The sequence below is a fragment of the Shewanella sp. BJSY2023SW001 genome (genome assembly GCF_047314685.1).
Lineage (GTDB): Bacteria > Pseudomonadota > Gammaproteobacteria > Enterobacterales > Shewanellaceae > Shewanella > Shewanella indica.
The window spans coordinates 44,940-60,074 of sequence record NZ_JBKORF010000080.1 but is presented as its reverse complement, the minus strand read 5'-3'; the positions used below and the strand labels follow the sequence as shown (position 1 = coordinate 60,074).

The following is a 15,135-nucleotide window of genomic DNA, read 5'->3' as shown; positions in this document are numbered from 1 at the left end:
TAACACCACTTTACTCGGTTAATAAGAAGAGCATTATGTCTAAAATCACCACAGCTACCCTGCGTAAATTCAAGCAGGAAGGTAGAAAATTTACCGCTCTGACCGCTTATGACGCCAGTTTTGCCGCCGCTTTTGACAGCGAAGGTGTAGACGTCCTGCTGGTAGGAGACTCATTGGGAATGGTTCTGCAAGGGCACGATGATACCTTGCCTGTCAGTGTCGAGGAGATGGCCTATCACACCCGCTGTGTTCGCCGTGGCATCAGCCGCAGTTTGTTGATGGCCGATCTACCCTTTATGAGCTACGCCACTCCCGAACAGGCAATGACCAATGCCACCAAGCTGATGCAGGCCGGCGCCAACATGATCAAGATTGAAGGGGGCCAATGGTTGCTGGAAACGGTTTCCATGTTGACCGAGCGCGGCATTCCTGTCTGCGCTCATATAGGACTGACACCACAATCAGTGCATGTGTTCGGTGGTTTCAAGGTGCAGGGCCGCGATGCCGACAACGCCCAGCGGATCCTCGATGAAGCCAAGGCGCTGGAAGGTGCCGGTGCCCAACTTTTGGTACTCGAATGTATCCCGGCAGCGTTGGCAAAACAGATAACCGAAGCGCTGCAAATTCCGGTGATCGGCATAGGTGCCGGCAAGGATACTGATGGCCAAATCCTGGTGATGCACGATGTACTCGGGATTTCCAGCGGCTATATCCCGCGCTTTTCCAAGAACTACCTCAAGCAGACAGGTGAAATCCGTGAGGCCGTGAAGGCCTATATCGACGAAGTTCAGCAGGGACAATTCCCCGCAGAAGAGCACACCTTTAACTGAGCCGGGGATTCGCCAGATTATGCTGACCACAGCCAAAATAGATGAGATCCGTGCCCGGGTACGGGAATGGCGCCAAAAGGGGGAAACCATCGCCTTTGTCCCTACCATGGGCAATCTGCACCAGGGGCATGTGAGTTTAATCCTCGAAGCTGCGCGCCGCGCCGATCACGTGGTGGCCTCGATTTTTGTCAATCCATTGCAGTTTGGCAAGAATGAGGATCTCGATGCTTATCCCCGCACCCTGGGCGCCGATCAACAGAAGCTGACCGAAGCCGGCTGCGAGCTGCTGTTTACCCCAACACCCGAGCTTATCTACCCCAAAGGGCTGGATGCCCAGACCTTTGTGGAAGTCCCCGGGATCTCCGATGAGCTTTGCGGTGCCAGCCGTCCAGGGCATTTTCGCGGAGTCGCGACCATAGTCTGTAAGCTGTTCAATATAGTGCAGCCGGATATCGCCCTGTTTGGCCGTAAGGACTACCAACAACTTCTGGTGATCAAGACCATGGTGACCGATCTGTCGTTGCCCATCGAAGTCATAGGGGTAGAAACCGTTCGCGAGGATTCCGGCCTGGCGCTGAGTTCGCGCAATGGTTACCTCACCGAGGCCGAAAAGGCGCTGGCGCCCAAGCTCAAGGCAAGCATGGATAAACTGGCCGAGGCGATCGTACTGGGACAGGATATCGACCAGGCCATCAGCAATGCCAAGGAGTTCCTGCGCGCCGCCGGGCTTGAGCCCGACTATCTGGAAGTGCGTGAAGCTTCAAGCCTCAAGCCTGTGAACAGCGATGACAAATCGCTGGTGATCCTGGCCGCCGCTTATCTGGGTAAGGCCCGCCTCATAGACAATATGATATTGTCACGCTGATCTCTTTTTAAGGGGTAGGATAGCTACCCCTCCATTTTCTGCCCAATAGCTTCCCCCAGCCACAATAATTTCCTTAGTCAAAAACTGGTCTTCAATAAAGGTTTGAGTCATATTGGTTACACTTGTTTTAGATATGTGACGAAAGGATTCCCACCCCAATGTTGTCCGGACAGCCCAGACTCTGGCTCTTTGTTGCACTGCTGCTCGCTTGGCAAGTTCAGGCAGGTACCGTCTATAAATGTATCAAAGAAGACAAGGTGGTATTCAGCCAGCAGCCCTGCCCACAAGCCTTCACCCAGCACAGAATTGAATACCAGTATGGCGTGACCACGGAAACGGCCGAGGGAGAAAGAGTTGATCCGCTGCAATCCCTTTTGGAAAACGACAGCCTGCCCGAAGACAAGCTGTTGCGCCGACTGGAAGCCGAAGTCTATCGGCTGCAGCAGGAAAACAGCTATCTGGAAATACTGCGAACCAGCGAGCTACAAAAGCAGGAGCGGCAACGCTATTGGCAGAAAATGGCGCGGGAAGATCCCGCATTTATTGAGCAGCGCGGCAAGATAAATGCCCACTTTGATGAGCTCAAACGCGCCAATGATGACAAGATAGCCAAGCTGCAGCAATACAGACAATTGCTGCAGCAGAAAACCGAGGCTCAGCCCTGAATCAGCTGCGCAGCCCTATCCCACGAGAGATCAGATAATAGGCCAGCAACCACAGACCCGCACAGAACCCCAGCATCACCCCAATGGACAGCGGCACGCTCATATCGGCAAATCCCAGGAAACCATAGCGGAACACGTTGATCATATACACCACAGGGTTCAGCGCCGATACGCCACGCCAAAAGTCAGGCAACAGCGACAGCGAGTAAAACACCCCGCCAAGATAGGTCAGCGGCGTCAACACAAAGGTGGGGATGATGCTGATGTCGTCGAAGCTCTTGGCAAACACGGCATTGATAAGGCCGCCAAGGGCAAACAGCACTGAGGTCAGAAACACTGTGACTATCACCAATCCCAAGTGCTGCACACTGAGATCGACAAAGAACATGGCTACCAGGGTCACTATCAGGCCCACCAACAGTCCACGGGCGACACCGCCGCCGACATAGCCGGCTATCATCACATAATGAGGCACAGGCGCCACTATCAGCTCTTCCAGGTTACGCTGGAACTTGGCGCTGAAAAAGGAAGATGCCACATTGGAGTAGGAGTTGGTGATCACCGACATCATGATAAGGCCCGGGGCGATAAACTCCATATAGGACACCCCGCCCATCTCACCGATGCGACTGCCCACCAGATTACCGAAGATCAGGAAATACAGTGTCATGGTGATCGCCGGCGGTACCAGCGTCTGTATCCAAATGCGGGTAAAACGGGTAATTTCCTTGATTAAAATACTCTTGAAGGCAACCAGATACAGACCTCTCATGCCTGGCCTCCTTGGGCATTTTCAACCAGTTTCACAAACAACTCCTCCAATCGATTGGCCTTGTTACGCATGGATAGCACTTCAATCCCCTGCTCGCTCAGTAAACCGAAGACGGCGTTCAGGCTGTGGGACTTCACCAAGTCCACTTCCAGGGTCATTGGATCGGTAAGCCTGACGCTAATATCGCCAAGCTTGGGTACCTCAACAAGCGGCTGCTTGATATCCAACACAAAGGTTTCCATATCCAGTTTCGACAGCAGGGATTTCATACTGGTGCATTCCACCAGCACGCCCTTATCGATAATGCCTATGTTGCGGCAGAGCATTTCCGCTTCTTCCAGATAGTGGGTCGTCAGTATGATGGTGACGCCTTCAGCGTTGATTTTTTTGAGAAACTCCCACATGGAGCGCCGCAGTTCTATATCCACCCCGGCGGTAGGCTCATCGAGGATCAAAAGCTTGGGCTCGTGCATCAAGGCCCTGGCTATCATCAAACGCCGCTTCATGCCGCCGGAAAGCTGCCGGGATTGGCTGTTGCGCTTGTCCCAGAGATCCAGTTGCCTGAGATATTTCTCGGCCCGCTTATGGGCCTCGGCTCTGGGCACACCGTAATAACCGGCCTGGTTAACCACGATTTGCAGTACTGTCTCAAACTGGTTGAAGTTGAATTCCTGCGGCACCAGGCCAATACACAATTTGGCCTGCTCCAGCTCTTTATCCAGATCATGGCCAAAGACCCGCACACTGCCGCCACTTTTGTGCACCAGCGAACTTATGATACCGATAGTGGTGGACTTACCGGCACCGTTTGGGCCGAGCAAGGCAAAAAAGTCACCCTGAGCCACTTTCAGGCTGATCCCTTTGACGGCTTCGACACCGCCCTTATAGGTCTTCTTAAGATTGTCCAGCTCCAACGCCAGAGCTTTGGTCGTCATAGATGTTTCTCCTAAAGAGCCTCCAATACCTGGGGTATCGGCAGCGGCCCGGGACGCAAAAAGCAAGACTCCCGCCGTGGCGGGAGTCTGTCTTACTATATAAACAAAGCCGACATCACAGCTTGCTTACTCCTGCGGGATCACCTTGGCGATATAAGGCAGGTTGCGATACTGCTCGGCGTAGTCGATACCGTAACCGACCACAAATTCATCAGGAATAGTAAAACCGACAAAGTCTACCGGTACATCGACTTCACGGCGATCCGGCTTATCCAGCAGAGTACAGAGCGTCAGGCTCTTTGGCTCACGCAGCAGCAGCATTTCGCGTACCTTGTTGAGCGTGTTGCCCGAGTCAATCAGATCTTCGACGATCAACACATCACGATCGGCGATTTCCGACTGAACATCTTTGAGTATCTTCACGTCTCTGGTGCTGGTCATGGCATTGCCATAGCTGGAAACAGACATAAAGTCGATCTCTACATGGCCCTTAATCCGACGGCAGAGATCGGCCATAAAGACCACTGAGCCCTTGAGCAGGCCGACCATCAGCAATTTGTCGGCATTGGCATAATGCGCATTGATGCGCTCGGCTAATTCATCCAGTTTCTGGTTGATCTCTTCTGCCGAGATCATCACTTCGGTGGTGTGTTTCATATCACTCTCAATTGTCGATCTCACTGTCTTTGGGTTTGTCATAACCCCAGCGATCCGTTAATGCATGTTCGACACCCAGATGATCCAGGATCCGGGCGACCATGAAGTCTATCAGATCTTCAATGGATTTGGGATGGTGATAAAAGCCGGGTGCGGCCGGCATTATGATGGCGCCCAGTTGGCTGAGTTTCAACATATGTTCAAGATGAATGGCGTTGAAAGGTGTCTCTCTGGGCACCAACAACAGCTGACCGCGCTCCTTGAGCACTACATCGGCGGCCCGCTCCAGCAGGCTGTTGCTCATACCTGTGGCCACCGCAGCCAGGGTGCCGGTTGAGCAGGGACAGATCACCATCTGCTTTGGCGCCGCTGAGCCAGACGCCGGTGGAGAGAACCACTCATCCTTGCCGAGCACTCTCAGTTCACCGCCTTCGGGAAATAGTTTTCTGAGCTGCTCTGTGGCCTTGTCCGGTGCGCTGCTGAGTTTGAGCCCATGTTCCGTTGCCAGCACCACCCGAGCGGCGCTGGACACCATCAGAAAAACCCGAAACTCGGCCTTGAGCAAGCACTCCAGCAGCCTCAGCCCATAGGGCGCCCCGGAGGCGCCGGTCCAGGCGAGGCTGATACTCTTAATCTGCTGATATTTCACGCTTTGACCTCGCCACTTCTGGCTTTAAGGGCCTGGAGCAACTTTTGATGCAAGCCGCCAAAGCCACCATTGCTCATGATCAGCACGGTATCGCCGGGCTTGGCTTCACCACTGACCTTGGCCACTATCTCATCTATGTCGTGCAAAACCTGTACCGGCAGCGGTGCCGCCTGCATGGCCGCGGCAATATCCCAATCGATATTATCCGCCTGATACAACACGGCTTCATCGGCCAGGGCCATGGAGTTGGCCAGTGTGTCTTTATGCACCCCTTGCTTCATGGTGTTGGAGCGAGGCTCAAGCACGACAGTGATTTTGCCCTGGCCTACCTTGGCGCGCATTCCCTGAAGAGTTGTGGCGATTGCCGTTGGGTGATGGGCAAAGTCGTCATAAACGCTGACCCCTTCTACGCTGCCCAGTAACTCAAGACGACGCTTGGGCGGGGTAAAGTCTGCCAGCGCCTTGAGCGCATCTACCGGCAAGACTCCAACATGACGCGCCGCAGCTATCGCCATGGTGGCGTTGTCTATGTTGTGACGCCCAATCAGGCCCCAGCTCAAAATGCCCTGGGATTCACCGCGGAAAAATAGCTCAAATTCGTGACCATCGTCTGCCAGCATTCTGGCACTCCAGTCACCCTGGCCCGCTTCATGGCTCAAGGTTTCCTGTTCACTCCAGCAGCCCTTGGCTATCACGCCGGCAACCGCCTGGCTGTCTTGCGGCCAGATCACCCGGCCATCCCCAGGCAGGATTCTGAGCAGATGGTGAAACTGCTTCTGTATCGCCTTGAGATCGTCGAAGATGTCGGCATGGTCGAACTCCAGGTTGTTGATCACCAGGGTTCTTGGCTGGTAATGCACAAACTTGGAGCGCTTGTCGAAGAAAGCGCTGTCATATTCGTCGGCCTCGACCACAAAGAAAGGCGACTCGCCCAACCTGGCCGAAATACCGAAATTCTGCGGCACTCCACCAATCAAAAAGCCAGCTTGATAGCCGCAGGCTTCGAGGATCCAGGCCAACATGCTGGCGGTTGAGGTTTTGCCATGGGTACCGGAAACGGCCAATACCCAACGTTCGGGCAATATATGGTCATGCAGAAACTGCGGGCCCGAGGTGTATTTCAGGCCGCGATTGAGTACGGCTTCCACACAGGGGTTGCCGCGGCTCATGGCATTGCCTATCACCACGAGATCCGGCTCGGGATCCAGCTGTGAAGGATCAAACCCCTGAATAAGGTCTATTCCCTGCTGCTCAAGCTGGGTGCTCATGGGAGGGTATACATTGGCATCGGAGCCGGTGACCTTATGTCCCATGGCGCGGGCCAGCAGTGCCAAGCCCCCCATAAAAGTGCCACAGATCCCCAGAATATGTACGTGCATTAAGGCCATCCTTCTGCAGTGAGTCCGCTCGCCCCACGTTGGGCGAGTTTGCATGCCGCTCATTGTACCTATGCCACCGGCAAGACGCGAGAGGCCTCTGCCTGCTGTTCAGCTTTCTCTCATCTTCCGCTAAGCAATGTGATTAATAGATAAAGGAATTTTCCAAAATCTGAGCCGAACGCTGGTCAGGACAGGGCCGCGCGTTTAAAATGCCCGCAGCCTACGCAAATGCGATTAGCATCAGGAAAGCAGCATGCAGTTAACGGAAGAACTCCAACATCTCAGGCGCGAGCTTGAAGATCTCAAACTCAAAGAGACGAACCTGGAAATCAGGACAGATATCCGCCTCGACGCGATAGAACAAAGAATCGAGGCGCTGTTTGCGGCCGTCAATCAGCTTGCCGAAGAGCAAGCTCAGCCTTTGGTCGCCAAGGTTGCCGAGCCGTCTGCAATGCCTGAACCAAATGAACCTCAGGCCGAGCCAAAAGCTGCCGACTTGTCTTTCGAGTCACAGGCTCAGCGCCAGGACGCCTGGCAGCGCAGGGCCGATATTCAGCCTATCGAGCACACCAAACCAACAACAGCTGAAATAGCCGCAACACCAATTGCAACCAAAGCGCAAACCGCCGCCCCAAAAGTATCCCCCCAAACACAAGAGGGTCGAGGGCAGCAGACTCCCAACTGGGGGCGTAAGTTTGATCAGGCTGTGGCCGCTTTTTTTGCCGCTATGCTGAGCCCGCTTTTGGGACTCTTCGCACAAGCCAAAGATTTTTATCAGCACTATCAAGCCAAAGGTCAGGGGCCGGTATTTATGATGACCCTGGCCGGGATCATCGCCATGACTCTGGGCTTTGGTTATCTGCTGCAATATTCCATGAACCACTGGCTGTCGGATACCGGAAAGGCCTTGACCGGCTTTGTCTGCGCCAATGGCATTCTGGCCTTGGGGGCCTTTATCCGCAAACGGCAACGAGCAATGGCCGATTTCGGCTCGGGTCTAGTGGGCCTTGGGCTGATTATCAACTATCTGTGCGCCTATTTTGTCGGTCCCTACTTCGAGCTGGTACCGGATGGCGTCAGCTATCTGCTGCTGTTGCTTATCACTGTAGCCGGTTACAGTCTGGCGCTGAAACTGGAAGCCAGAGTCATCAGCATAGTCGCCTTGCTGGGTGGCTCCCTGGCACCACTGATGCTGCTTTCCGGCAGTCAGGCGCCTTTGATGTATCTCCCCTTCCTGCTGCTGATTGGCGGCTGCTCTTTACTCTTGAGTCACAAGATACGTTGGCCTGTGCTGCTGGAAACGACAGCCATACTGCACATAGCCTGTATCGAGAGCCTGAGTTTCTTTGTCGATCTGCCGCTGCAAGGGCAAGGGATAATGGGAGTTCTGGCGCTCATCTCCCTGCATGGCCTCTTTTATGGCTATGGACTTGGCAGCCTTTGGCTGTTTGGCCGGGAAGGTCTCAGCCACAGGCTGCTGGCTCTGCCGGCGGCCTTGCTGGCCTTTTGGGTCTATAGCCTGAGCCAGTTCAGCCCCCACGCCGGCGAGCTGCTGCTGGCCAACGCCGCCGTGCTTATCGGCCTGTCGCTCTGGCTTAAACAAGACAAACAGCTGCAGACGCTATTATGGCTGGCGACCGGTGCCTGTCTCGGTTTTGCCGCGCTCAGCCTGCTCAGTGGTGAGCTGCTGGGGCTGGTGTTACTGCTCGAAGCCTTGCTGTTGATGTGGCTAGGTTGCGGTGAGCGGCAAGCCTCGCTGCGAATCGAGGCCATCACCCTGCTGGCTCTGGGACTGGTCATCAACCTGTTGGCCCTTGGTGATATGCTCAATGAAGCGCCGGTGCTCTTGTCACTGCCGCTGCTGGCTTGGGGGCTAAGCACGCTTACGTTATTTGGCTTTAACCAACTGCTGGGCAAACAGCCCGAGCTCAGCCGCTGGGAGCAACAACTGCTGCAACTGGGACGCGAGCTTGCCAACGTGCTGCTGGTGTCTTTAGCCCTGGTTAGCGCCTGGCTGATAAGTGAAAACTACTTCCTGGTGATAATTCCCGGATTGAGTCTGACCTTGCTGCTACTCGCGCGCAGGCAACAACTCAGGGTCAGCGAGGCCTTGGCCTGGGCCTTGTTGTTACCGCTGGCGGCTCAGGTCATCTTCGCCGTTGTGGATGTGCATAGCCTGAGTTTCCGCGCTCAGCCGCTGTATGCGCAAATCGCCAGGGTAGAGCTGTTCCTCTGCTTATTACTGGCCTGGTATGCATACCGGCGCTTCCATCCCAAGGGCGAGCTTAAGCGTTTGGCCTGGTACACTCGCCTGGCCTGCCTGGTGCTCTTGCCACTGCTGTGGCTGCCCAAAATTGCCCTTCGCTTTGAAGATTGGCTAGCCCCGGCCTTGTGGTTATCCTGCTTTGTCAGCTTAGTATTGGCCCGCAAGTTCAGGCAGCCGATACTGAAACGCGAAGCGGATGTGCTGCTGGTGCTGGCTATAGCCCAAACTGCTGTTGCCTGCCTGGCAGGACAATGGCCCGGGCTTATCGCACTGCTGCTGGGCAGTCTCTATTCCGGTCTGCTGCTGTGGCGCTATCCATTCTTGCCAAGGCTCTGGCAAGGCCCCTGCCGACTCGGCTGGCAGTTGTCACCCTTCTATGGCGCCCTGCTGCTGGCAGTGGTGAGTCACAGCCTGGAGGTCTTGTTCAGCCACACTCTGGCACTGAGCAGTGTGGTGCTGAGCGGCTACTTCTTTATCCTGCTCAGCCGCAAACCGCTCAAGGCCCTGCGCCCGGGTTACCCCTTTGCCTTTGCCAGCTTCTTTATCGCCTTGCTGCTGCCCTGGATTACCTGGCTCGACAGCCTGCAGTCGTTGCAGCTCGATGCCCTGACCCGGCCCTCTGAACCTTGGCTGATGGCGCTGGCACAAGCTTGCAACCTGGCCTTGCTGGCGCTGTTTATCCGTAAACGGCCATTGGCCATGAGACGCTATCGTCAGCAGTTGCCGACCAATATGGTGTTTATCGCCTGGCATGCCCTGTTGCTGCTGGCCTATCTGCCTCTGGCCTACCAGATGCCAACCGGATTCGATGCCACCTTAAGCACAGTGCTCATGGTGTCCCACGGCTGCTGGCTGATGTTCCTCAGCCTGCGTCCCGGCTGCCAGATTATGCTCAAACTGGCCGCAGGTCTGTTTGCCATCAGTTGCCTCAAGGTATTGCTGCTGGATATGGCCGCCGCCGATCTGCTGCAAAAGATCATCGTCTTTATGCTGATTGGCGCCTTGCTGCTCGGGGTGGCTTACTTCTACCAGAAATCCAGAGCCCGGCTGCTGTCACAATAAACCAACTCAAAGGCGCCTGTGGGCGCCTTTGGGAATAAGTCTGACTGAAGTTTTGCTAACGACCTTTTACTCCATTCTTGGTAATTTATGAAACTGACCCAAATAACCCTATTTTCCCTGGCTCTGTTTTCGCTCCCCGCCCTGGCCGGTGGTCATTGCGCCAAAAAAGAAGCCGCAATCGAAAAGCAGATCTTTGATGCCAAAGAGCATAACAACAGCCACAGAGTACGGGGGCTGGAAACTGCGCTGGCCAAAGTCCGTGCCCACTGCACTGAGGCCGGTGAAATCCAAAAGCAGCAAGATTCACGCGATGAATTGGCAAACAAGATCCGTGACAAGCAGAATGAGATTCGCGAGTTAGGTGAAGAACTGGCCGAAGAACGCGCCAAACTGAACGCCGATATCGCCGAGGCCGAGCGCAAGGGCAAAGTCGATAAGGTCACCAAATATCAACGAGAACTGGCCGAGGAAGAGGCTAAAACAGCAGCTAAAATCAGCGCTAAAGAAGCTGAAATACGTGGATTGAAGTCCGAGATGGACGCCAGATAAGTATTAGCCCCGCTTGGCGGGGCTTATTGATGACATCATCAAGCCTGGGACGCTTCCAGCGCCTGGGCCACATCGCTGATGATGTCGTCTATATGCTCAATTCCCACAGAGATCCGGATTAGATCTTCACTCACCCCGGCACGAGCCAACTCCTCGGCGTTGAGCTGCCTGTGGGTCGTGGTGGCAGGATGACAGGCCAGTGACTTGGCATCGCCTATATTCACCAGACGCAGGATCATCTGCAGCGCATCGATAAAGCGCCCACCGGCCTCTTTGCCCCCCTTGATACCAAAGCTGATAATGCCGGACGCCTTACCCGAGGTGATTTTGTCGCAATTGGCCTTATAAGGGCTGTCTGCCAGGGCGCCATAATTGACCCAGTTCACCAGCGGATGGGACTGCAGGTAACTTGCCAGCGCCTCGGCATTGCTGCAGTGGCGCTCCATCCTCAGGCTCAAGGTCTCCAGCCCCTGCAACAGTAAAAAGGCGCTGTGTGGTGATAAAGCCGCGCCGGTATTACGCAGCGGCACCACTCGGCAACGGCCGATATAGGCCGCCGCGCCGAAGGCTTCGGTATACACCACCCCATGGTAAGAGGGGTCCGGCTGATTGAGCACAGCAAATCTGTGTTTATTGGCGACCCAATCAAACTTGCCCGAATCGATGATCACCCCGCCCACTGTAGTACCGTGGCCACCGACATACTTGGTGAGCGAGTGGACAACAATATCGGCGCCATGTTCGAAGGGGCGGCACAGCACAGGGGTCGCCACTGTGTTATCCACCACCAAGGGCACACCATGTTTGTGGGCAATTTCTGCCAGACGCGCGATATCGACAATATTGCCGGCGGGGTTGCCTATGGATTCACAAAACACCGCCTTGGTGCGCTCATCAATAAGCGACTCCAGGGTATCGAAGTCATCGAACGAGGCCATGCGCACCTCTACCCCCTGGCGCGGCAGAGTGTGAGCGAACAGGTTATAGGTGCCGCCGTAGAGCTGGCTGCTGCTGACTATGTTGTCGCCCACTTCCGTCAGCGCCTGCAGCGCATAAGTGATGGCCGCCATTCCCGAGGCCAGCGCCAGCGCGCCAATGCCGCCTTCAATGGCCGCCATTCTGGCTTCGAGCACGGCGTTGGTGGGGTTCATGATGCGACTGTAAATATTGCCGGGCACCTTGAGGTCAAACAGATCGGCGCCGTGTTGAGTATCGTCGAAAGTATAGGACGTCGTCTGATAGATGGGCACCGCCGCCGACTTGGTGGTGGTTTCCGATTCATAACCATGGTGCAACGCCAGGGATTCCAGTTTCATCTCGCGCTCCTTGATGACAGATAATGCTGACTGAATGAGTGAGCAATCAAATTAACAGACAGACGTCCAGATGTCCAAACAAAAAGAAACCACCCCTGAGGGTGGTTCTTGCCAGGTGCGATTAGCTGTCAGTTATGGCTTGGCCTTGAAGCTCGCCAGCCAACCCACTATTGCGCCGCCAAGGCCGATGGCAAACACTGAGTAGGCTATGATGCAATAGTGCGCCATATTCATGCCAAACAGTGACCAGTCATCTTCACCGCAGCCGCCGGTAGGAGCGAACTCAAATGGCAGCCACTTATCCAGCGGCAAGCCCAGAGGGAAGTGCGGCTCGGTGGAGCAGGCTGAACCTGCCGCCGAACCTGCCTCGGCAAAGAAGTCCATCGACTCATCCACTACCAGGTGCGCGGCGTCGTGGATATTCATCAGTTGAATCGACCAGGCCATTCCCTGGATCACGCCGTAGAGGGCCAGGGCAACACCCAAGGCCTTGAGCACATGGTTCTTCGGATTGATCAAAATGATGGCACCGGCCAGTACTATGCAGCATTGGCTGAAGCGTATGTAGACACACAGCTCGCAGGGGTCCATCTCCAGAAACACTTGAAAATAGCCCATAGCGGAAGCGAGCAAAAATACCGCTGCGCCCAGCATTATGCTCCAGAGTATTCGCCCCTGTTGCCAGCGGGCCAGAGTGGGAACGGGTGCCTGGGTAAACTCCCGAAACAGCATACTCAATTTATTCATCCGTTACTCCTTACTTGGCGGCCAGTTCGGCCACCAATTCATCGAGCATCTGCATGCTGCGAATAGACTTGGTGTTGATCAAGTACTTGCCATTGACCACCAGTGCCGGGATCCCCTGGATCTTGGCGACTTCCACGCCTCTGTCCCATTTGCTCAAGAGTTGTTGCACCTCAGGGCTATTCTTGGCCGCTTCAAAACCGGCGCGATCCAGGCCTGCGGCCTTGAGGCCAAAGTCGATGACTTCATCGGCGGAGGCAAAGCGGGCCTTGTCGTCATGATACTTCTTGTACAGTGCCATCTTGACTGTCTTGAAAGCCTGCTCGGATTGGGTTTGGGCATAAGCCAGCACCAGGGCTTTCTCCATGCCGAATGGCGGCTTGGTGGTGATGTGATAATCATCGAAGGTCACCCCCTTGGGCAGATTTTTCACCATGCCGGGGATCACTGCCTTGTCGTACTTGTAGCAGAAGGGGCAGTTGACCGAATACACCTTCACCACTTGATTGGGAGCATCAAAGCTGGCGGCCCCCAACAGTTGATAGTGTTCGCCTTCATTATATTTGGCGGCAGAAACAGAGCAGGACAACAACAGGGCACTCAGTGCCAACAGACTTTTCTTCATCATGATACGGACTCCAAACAGGCGGCAGCCCGGCTGCCGCCACAAAAATAATCAACGATTGAACATACTTTCGGGGTGAACCACGGTAGAGCGATAGCCAGGCTCGTGTTTCATCAGGGTCTTCACCTTGATTTCGACCTTGACCTCGTTGGTCTTGGGATCCACTTCGGTGATCCAATGCTCGGGAGCCTTATCCCCTTCCAGCAATCCGGCAGAAGCCGAGGCCATAAACATGGTCTTGTGATCCGCTTGCCACTCTGTGATGGAAGTGATTGGGCTATACCACTCGTATCCCCGCTCTTTGCCGTACTCCCAGGTCTGCTGCACTGTCATCTTGCCCATGTTGACTTTGTACTCGACGCCGCGGGAATACTTCATGGTCGGCAGCGCAGGTTGTTCCAGACCGCGGCCATCGCCGTTGTCAAACACTGTGACTGTGCCCCTGTCCGGTACCGGCCAAGCCGTGTGCTGAGTCCAGGTCCAGTCAAAGCTGCCTTCGCAGCCCTTGGCGTCACACTTGAGTGCCTTACCTTTGGTATCAACGGGTTTCAGTACCTTGGCGGCCAGTTCTCCTTTCCAACCTTCGGGAGTACCGAGGATCCACTTGACCTTGTTATCACGGCCAACCTTGATCACCGCAGACTGGTGGCGTGAGCTGACAATGATGCTGTCATCGGCCGGGTCATAACCTATGGAGTTGATATGCAGCCAGTTGCGGCCGGTTCCGACCCCGGCAACATCGCCGTAGGGTTCGCTGGCCAGCTCTTCGGTGGTTTTGGTTTCACCGGCCTTGGAGACATCCACGTTCAGGCAAACGGCCCCCATATCCAATGACTTAAGCACAGTGTCACGCATAGGGTCGAGTATCTTGTTGAAGTCCCAAACCTTAACGACATCACCGTTCTGATCCACTTCAATCACATGGTCGCGCACTGTGTCGACCTTGAGGCCATCCGGCGTGACATAATCACGCTTACCCACCCTCAACAGCAGGTGACCATTGGGCATTTCGGTGATCTCATGGGAGAAGCCATTAAAGCCCCGTGGAAGTTCGCGCTTGAAGATAGGCTTGCCGATAAAGTCATACTTGGCGTAGTAAGGCACCTGGAACCCTTGATGCAGTTCAAACATCAAACCCTGACCAAAGATCAGCTTGCCATCACGGGTCTGCTTGAAGGACATGGAGCCGCCCGGACGGTCATAGATAACATCGCTGTTCAGATGCCAACGCACATCGCCGTTGGTATCTATGATGTTCTGGGTCGGGATCCAGTCCCAGTGGTCACGGATATTGGGTGGTATCACCTGCCCATCAACCAGATAGAATCTATTTTCAAAGCCTTTGGCGACTTTGACCGGCTCATACTCGTACTGGGTGCGGGCATTGCCGTCAATATGCAGGTGAGGCAGTGCGCTGGTGCGGATCTTGTATTCCTCGGTCACTGACTTACCGGCCAGTTTGTAGCTGACCTCAACCCGGTTCAGATAATCGGGATAGAGGCCAAATACCGGAATACCACTGTGGGTGTTGAGCTGAGTCAATCCCACAGGGTACTGAATATCAATCCCTTTCTTTCCCTTGCCTTTTACTGTGACCTTGACGTCACTGATGGACTTGCCACCGAGATCGATCACCGCCACCAAAGGGCTGAACTTGTAAGGATCTACATAGACAAATCCCAACTGCCCCTGAGGTATGGCACTGGAACTGGTACCCGGCAGATCGCCGCCGGCAATCACCTGGGTTGAGAAACCCGTTAATGTCAGACTGGATGCCGCCAACATTAAGTAACACAGTCTCTTCATTTTCATCTTGTCACC

Annotated in this window: 14 protein-coding genes; 5 read left to right on the top strand and 9 right to left on the bottom strand. The window is 54.8% G+C overall.

Going from position 1 to position 15,135, the window contains the following annotated elements; all coding sequences use genetic code 11:
* Positions 1-35: 35 nt before the first annotated feature.
* The 3 genes from panB to ACMHXH_RS17860 all read left to right on the top strand — a co-directional run bounded on the left by panB (position 36) and on the right by ACMHXH_RS17860 (position 2,360).
* Complete coding sequence (panB, locus tag ACMHXH_RS17870; protein ID WP_039033097.1) at positions 36-830, top strand: 3-methyl-2-oxobutanoate hydroxymethyltransferase; 795 nt, start codon at positions 36-38, stop codon at positions 828-830.
* A 19-nt stretch (positions 831-849) separates the two neighbouring features.
* A complete protein-coding gene (panC, locus tag ACMHXH_RS17865) occupies positions 850-1,695 on the top strand; it encodes a pantoate--beta-alanine ligase (protein ID WP_039033096.1) in 846 nt (281 codons plus the stop codon).
* A 158-nt stretch (positions 1,696-1,853) separates the two neighbouring features.
* Positions 1,854-2,360, top strand: coding sequence for a DUF4124 domain-containing protein (locus ACMHXH_RS17860; RefSeq protein WP_071475781.1), 507 nt, complete (start codon positions 1,854-1,856; stop codon positions 2,358-2,360).
* A 1-nt stretch (position 2,361) separates the two neighbouring features.
* On the opposite strand, the gene ACMHXH_RS17855 is transcribed toward ACMHXH_RS17860, so the two are convergent.
* The 5 genes from ACMHXH_RS17855 to mpl form a co-directional block, all read right to left on the bottom strand.
* Positions 2,362-3,132 (bottom strand): ABC transporter permease, encoded by a 771-nt coding sequence (locus tag ACMHXH_RS17855; RefSeq protein WP_071475780.1) that lies wholly within the window; start codon positions 3,130-3,132, stop codon positions 2,362-2,364.
* Positions 3,129-4,067: an ABC transporter ATP-binding protein gene (locus ACMHXH_RS17850; protein ID WP_039033093.1), complete on the bottom strand. Its 939-nt coding sequence runs from the start codon at positions 4,065-4,067 to the stop codon at positions 3,129-3,131. The genes ACMHXH_RS17855 and ACMHXH_RS17850 overlap by 4 nt, the downstream gene beginning before the upstream one ends.
* Before the next feature lie 126 nt (positions 4,068-4,193).
* Positions 4,194-4,724: a hypoxanthine phosphoribosyltransferase gene (gene hpt, locus ACMHXH_RS17845; RefSeq protein ID WP_039033092.1), complete on the bottom strand. Its 531-nt coding sequence runs from the start codon at positions 4,722-4,724 to the stop codon at positions 4,194-4,196.
* Positions 4,725-4,731: 7 nt separating this feature from the next.
* Positions 4,732-5,373, bottom strand: a complete 642-nt coding sequence (locus ACMHXH_RS17840; protein ID WP_025010042.1) for a flavin prenyltransferase UbiX — start codon at positions 5,371-5,373, stop codon at positions 4,732-4,734.
* On the bottom strand, positions 5,370-6,752 hold the full coding sequence (gene mpl, locus ACMHXH_RS17835; protein ID WP_144361585.1) for a UDP-N-acetylmuramate:L-alanyl-gamma-D-glutamyl-meso-diaminopimelate ligase: 1,383 nt from the start codon (positions 6,750-6,752) through the stop codon (positions 5,370-5,372). Before mpl ends, ACMHXH_RS17840 begins: the two co-directional genes overlap by 4 nt.
* 253 nt (positions 6,753-7,005) lie before the next feature.
* Between mpl and ACMHXH_RS17830 the strand changes: the two genes are divergently transcribed.
* Together ACMHXH_RS17830 and ACMHXH_RS17825 are read left to right on the top strand one after the other, a co-directional pair.
* On the top strand, positions 7,006-10,080 hold the full coding sequence (locus tag ACMHXH_RS17830) for a DUF2339 domain-containing protein (protein WP_335911879.1): 3,075 nt from the start codon (positions 7,006-7,008) through the stop codon (positions 10,078-10,080).
* An 87-nt stretch (positions 10,081-10,167) separates the two neighbouring features.
* The gene (locus ACMHXH_RS17825; RefSeq protein ID WP_335911881.1) at positions 10,168-10,629 is read left to right on the top strand and encodes a DUF1090 domain-containing protein; all 462 of its coding nucleotides are present in this window, start codon (positions 10,168-10,170) and stop codon (positions 10,627-10,629) included.
* A gap of 38 nt (positions 10,630-10,667) precedes the next feature.
* On the opposite strand, the gene ACMHXH_RS17820 is transcribed toward ACMHXH_RS17825, so the two are convergent.
* The 4 genes from ACMHXH_RS17820 to ACMHXH_RS17805 form a co-directional block, all read right to left on the bottom strand.
* Positions 10,668-11,945 (bottom strand): O-acetylhomoserine aminocarboxypropyltransferase/cysteine synthase family protein, encoded by a 1,278-nt coding sequence (locus ACMHXH_RS17820; RefSeq protein ID WP_335911884.1) that lies wholly within the window; start codon positions 11,943-11,945, stop codon positions 10,668-10,670.
* Between the two features lie 132 nt (positions 11,946-12,077).
* Positions 12,078-12,692, bottom strand: a complete 615-nt coding sequence (locus ACMHXH_RS17815) for a disulfide bond formation protein B (protein ID WP_039033087.1) — start codon at positions 12,690-12,692, stop codon at positions 12,078-12,080.
* 10 nt (positions 12,693-12,702) lie between these two features.
* Positions 12,703-13,317, bottom strand: coding sequence for a thiol:disulfide interchange protein DsbA/DsbL (locus ACMHXH_RS17810; protein WP_226684395.1), 615 nt, complete (start codon positions 13,315-13,317; stop codon positions 12,703-12,705).
* 48 nt (positions 13,318-13,365) lie between these two features.
* A complete protein-coding gene (locus tag ACMHXH_RS17805; RefSeq protein ID WP_335911886.1) occupies positions 13,366-15,126 on the bottom strand; it encodes an aryl-sulfate sulfotransferase in 1,761 nt (586 codons plus the stop codon).
* Positions 15,127-15,135 lie beyond the last annotated feature (9 nt).

What these genes read in the sequence shown, in the direction of transcription:
- panB (WP_039033097.1), top strand. Translation starts at nt 36, where the DNA reads ATGTCTAAAATCACCACAGCTACCCTGCGTAAATTCAAGCAGGAAGGT.
- panC (WP_039033096.1), top strand. Translation starts at nt 850, where the DNA reads ATGCTGACCACAGCCAAAATAGATGAGATCCGTGCCCGGGTACGGGAA.
- ACMHXH_RS17860 (WP_071475781.1), top strand. Translation starts at nt 1,854, where the DNA reads ATGTTGTCCGGACAGCCCAGACTCTGGCTCTTTGTTGCACTGCTGCTC.
- ACMHXH_RS17855 (WP_071475780.1), bottom strand. Translation starts at nt 3,132, where the DNA reads ATGAGAGGTCTGTATCTGGTTGCCTTCAAGAGTATTTTAATCAAGGAA.
- ACMHXH_RS17850 (WP_039033093.1), bottom strand. Translation starts at nt 4,067, where the DNA reads ATGACGACCAAAGCTCTGGCGTTGGAGCTGGACAATCTTAAGAAGACC.
- hpt (WP_039033092.1), bottom strand. Translation starts at nt 4,724, where the DNA reads ATGAAACACACCACCGAAGTGATGATCTCGGCAGAAGAGATCAACCAG.
- mpl (WP_144361585.1), bottom strand. Translation starts at nt 6,752, where the DNA reads ATGCACGTACATATTCTGGGGATCTGTGGCACTTTTATGGGGGGCTTG.
- ACMHXH_RS17830 (WP_335911879.1), top strand. Translation starts at nt 7,006, where the DNA reads ATGCAGTTAACGGAAGAACTCCAACATCTCAGGCGCGAGCTTGAAGAT.
- ACMHXH_RS17825 (WP_335911881.1), top strand. Translation starts at nt 10,168, where the DNA reads ATGAAACTGACCCAAATAACCCTATTTTCCCTGGCTCTGTTTTCGCTC.
- ACMHXH_RS17820 (WP_335911884.1), bottom strand. Translation starts at nt 11,945, where the DNA reads ATGAAACTGGAATCCCTGGCGTTGCACCATGGTTATGAATCGGAAACC.
- ACMHXH_RS17815 (WP_039033087.1), bottom strand. Translation starts at nt 12,692, where the DNA reads ATGAATAAATTGAGTATGCTGTTTCGGGAGTTTACCCAGGCACCCGTT.
- ACMHXH_RS17810 (WP_226684395.1), bottom strand. Translation starts at nt 13,317, where the DNA reads ATGATGAAGAAAAGTCTGTTGGCACTGAGTGCCCTGTTGTTGTCCTGC.
- ACMHXH_RS17805 (WP_335911886.1), bottom strand. Translation starts at nt 15,126, where the DNA reads ATGAAAATGAAGAGACTGTGTTACTTAATGTTGGCGGCATCCAGTCTG.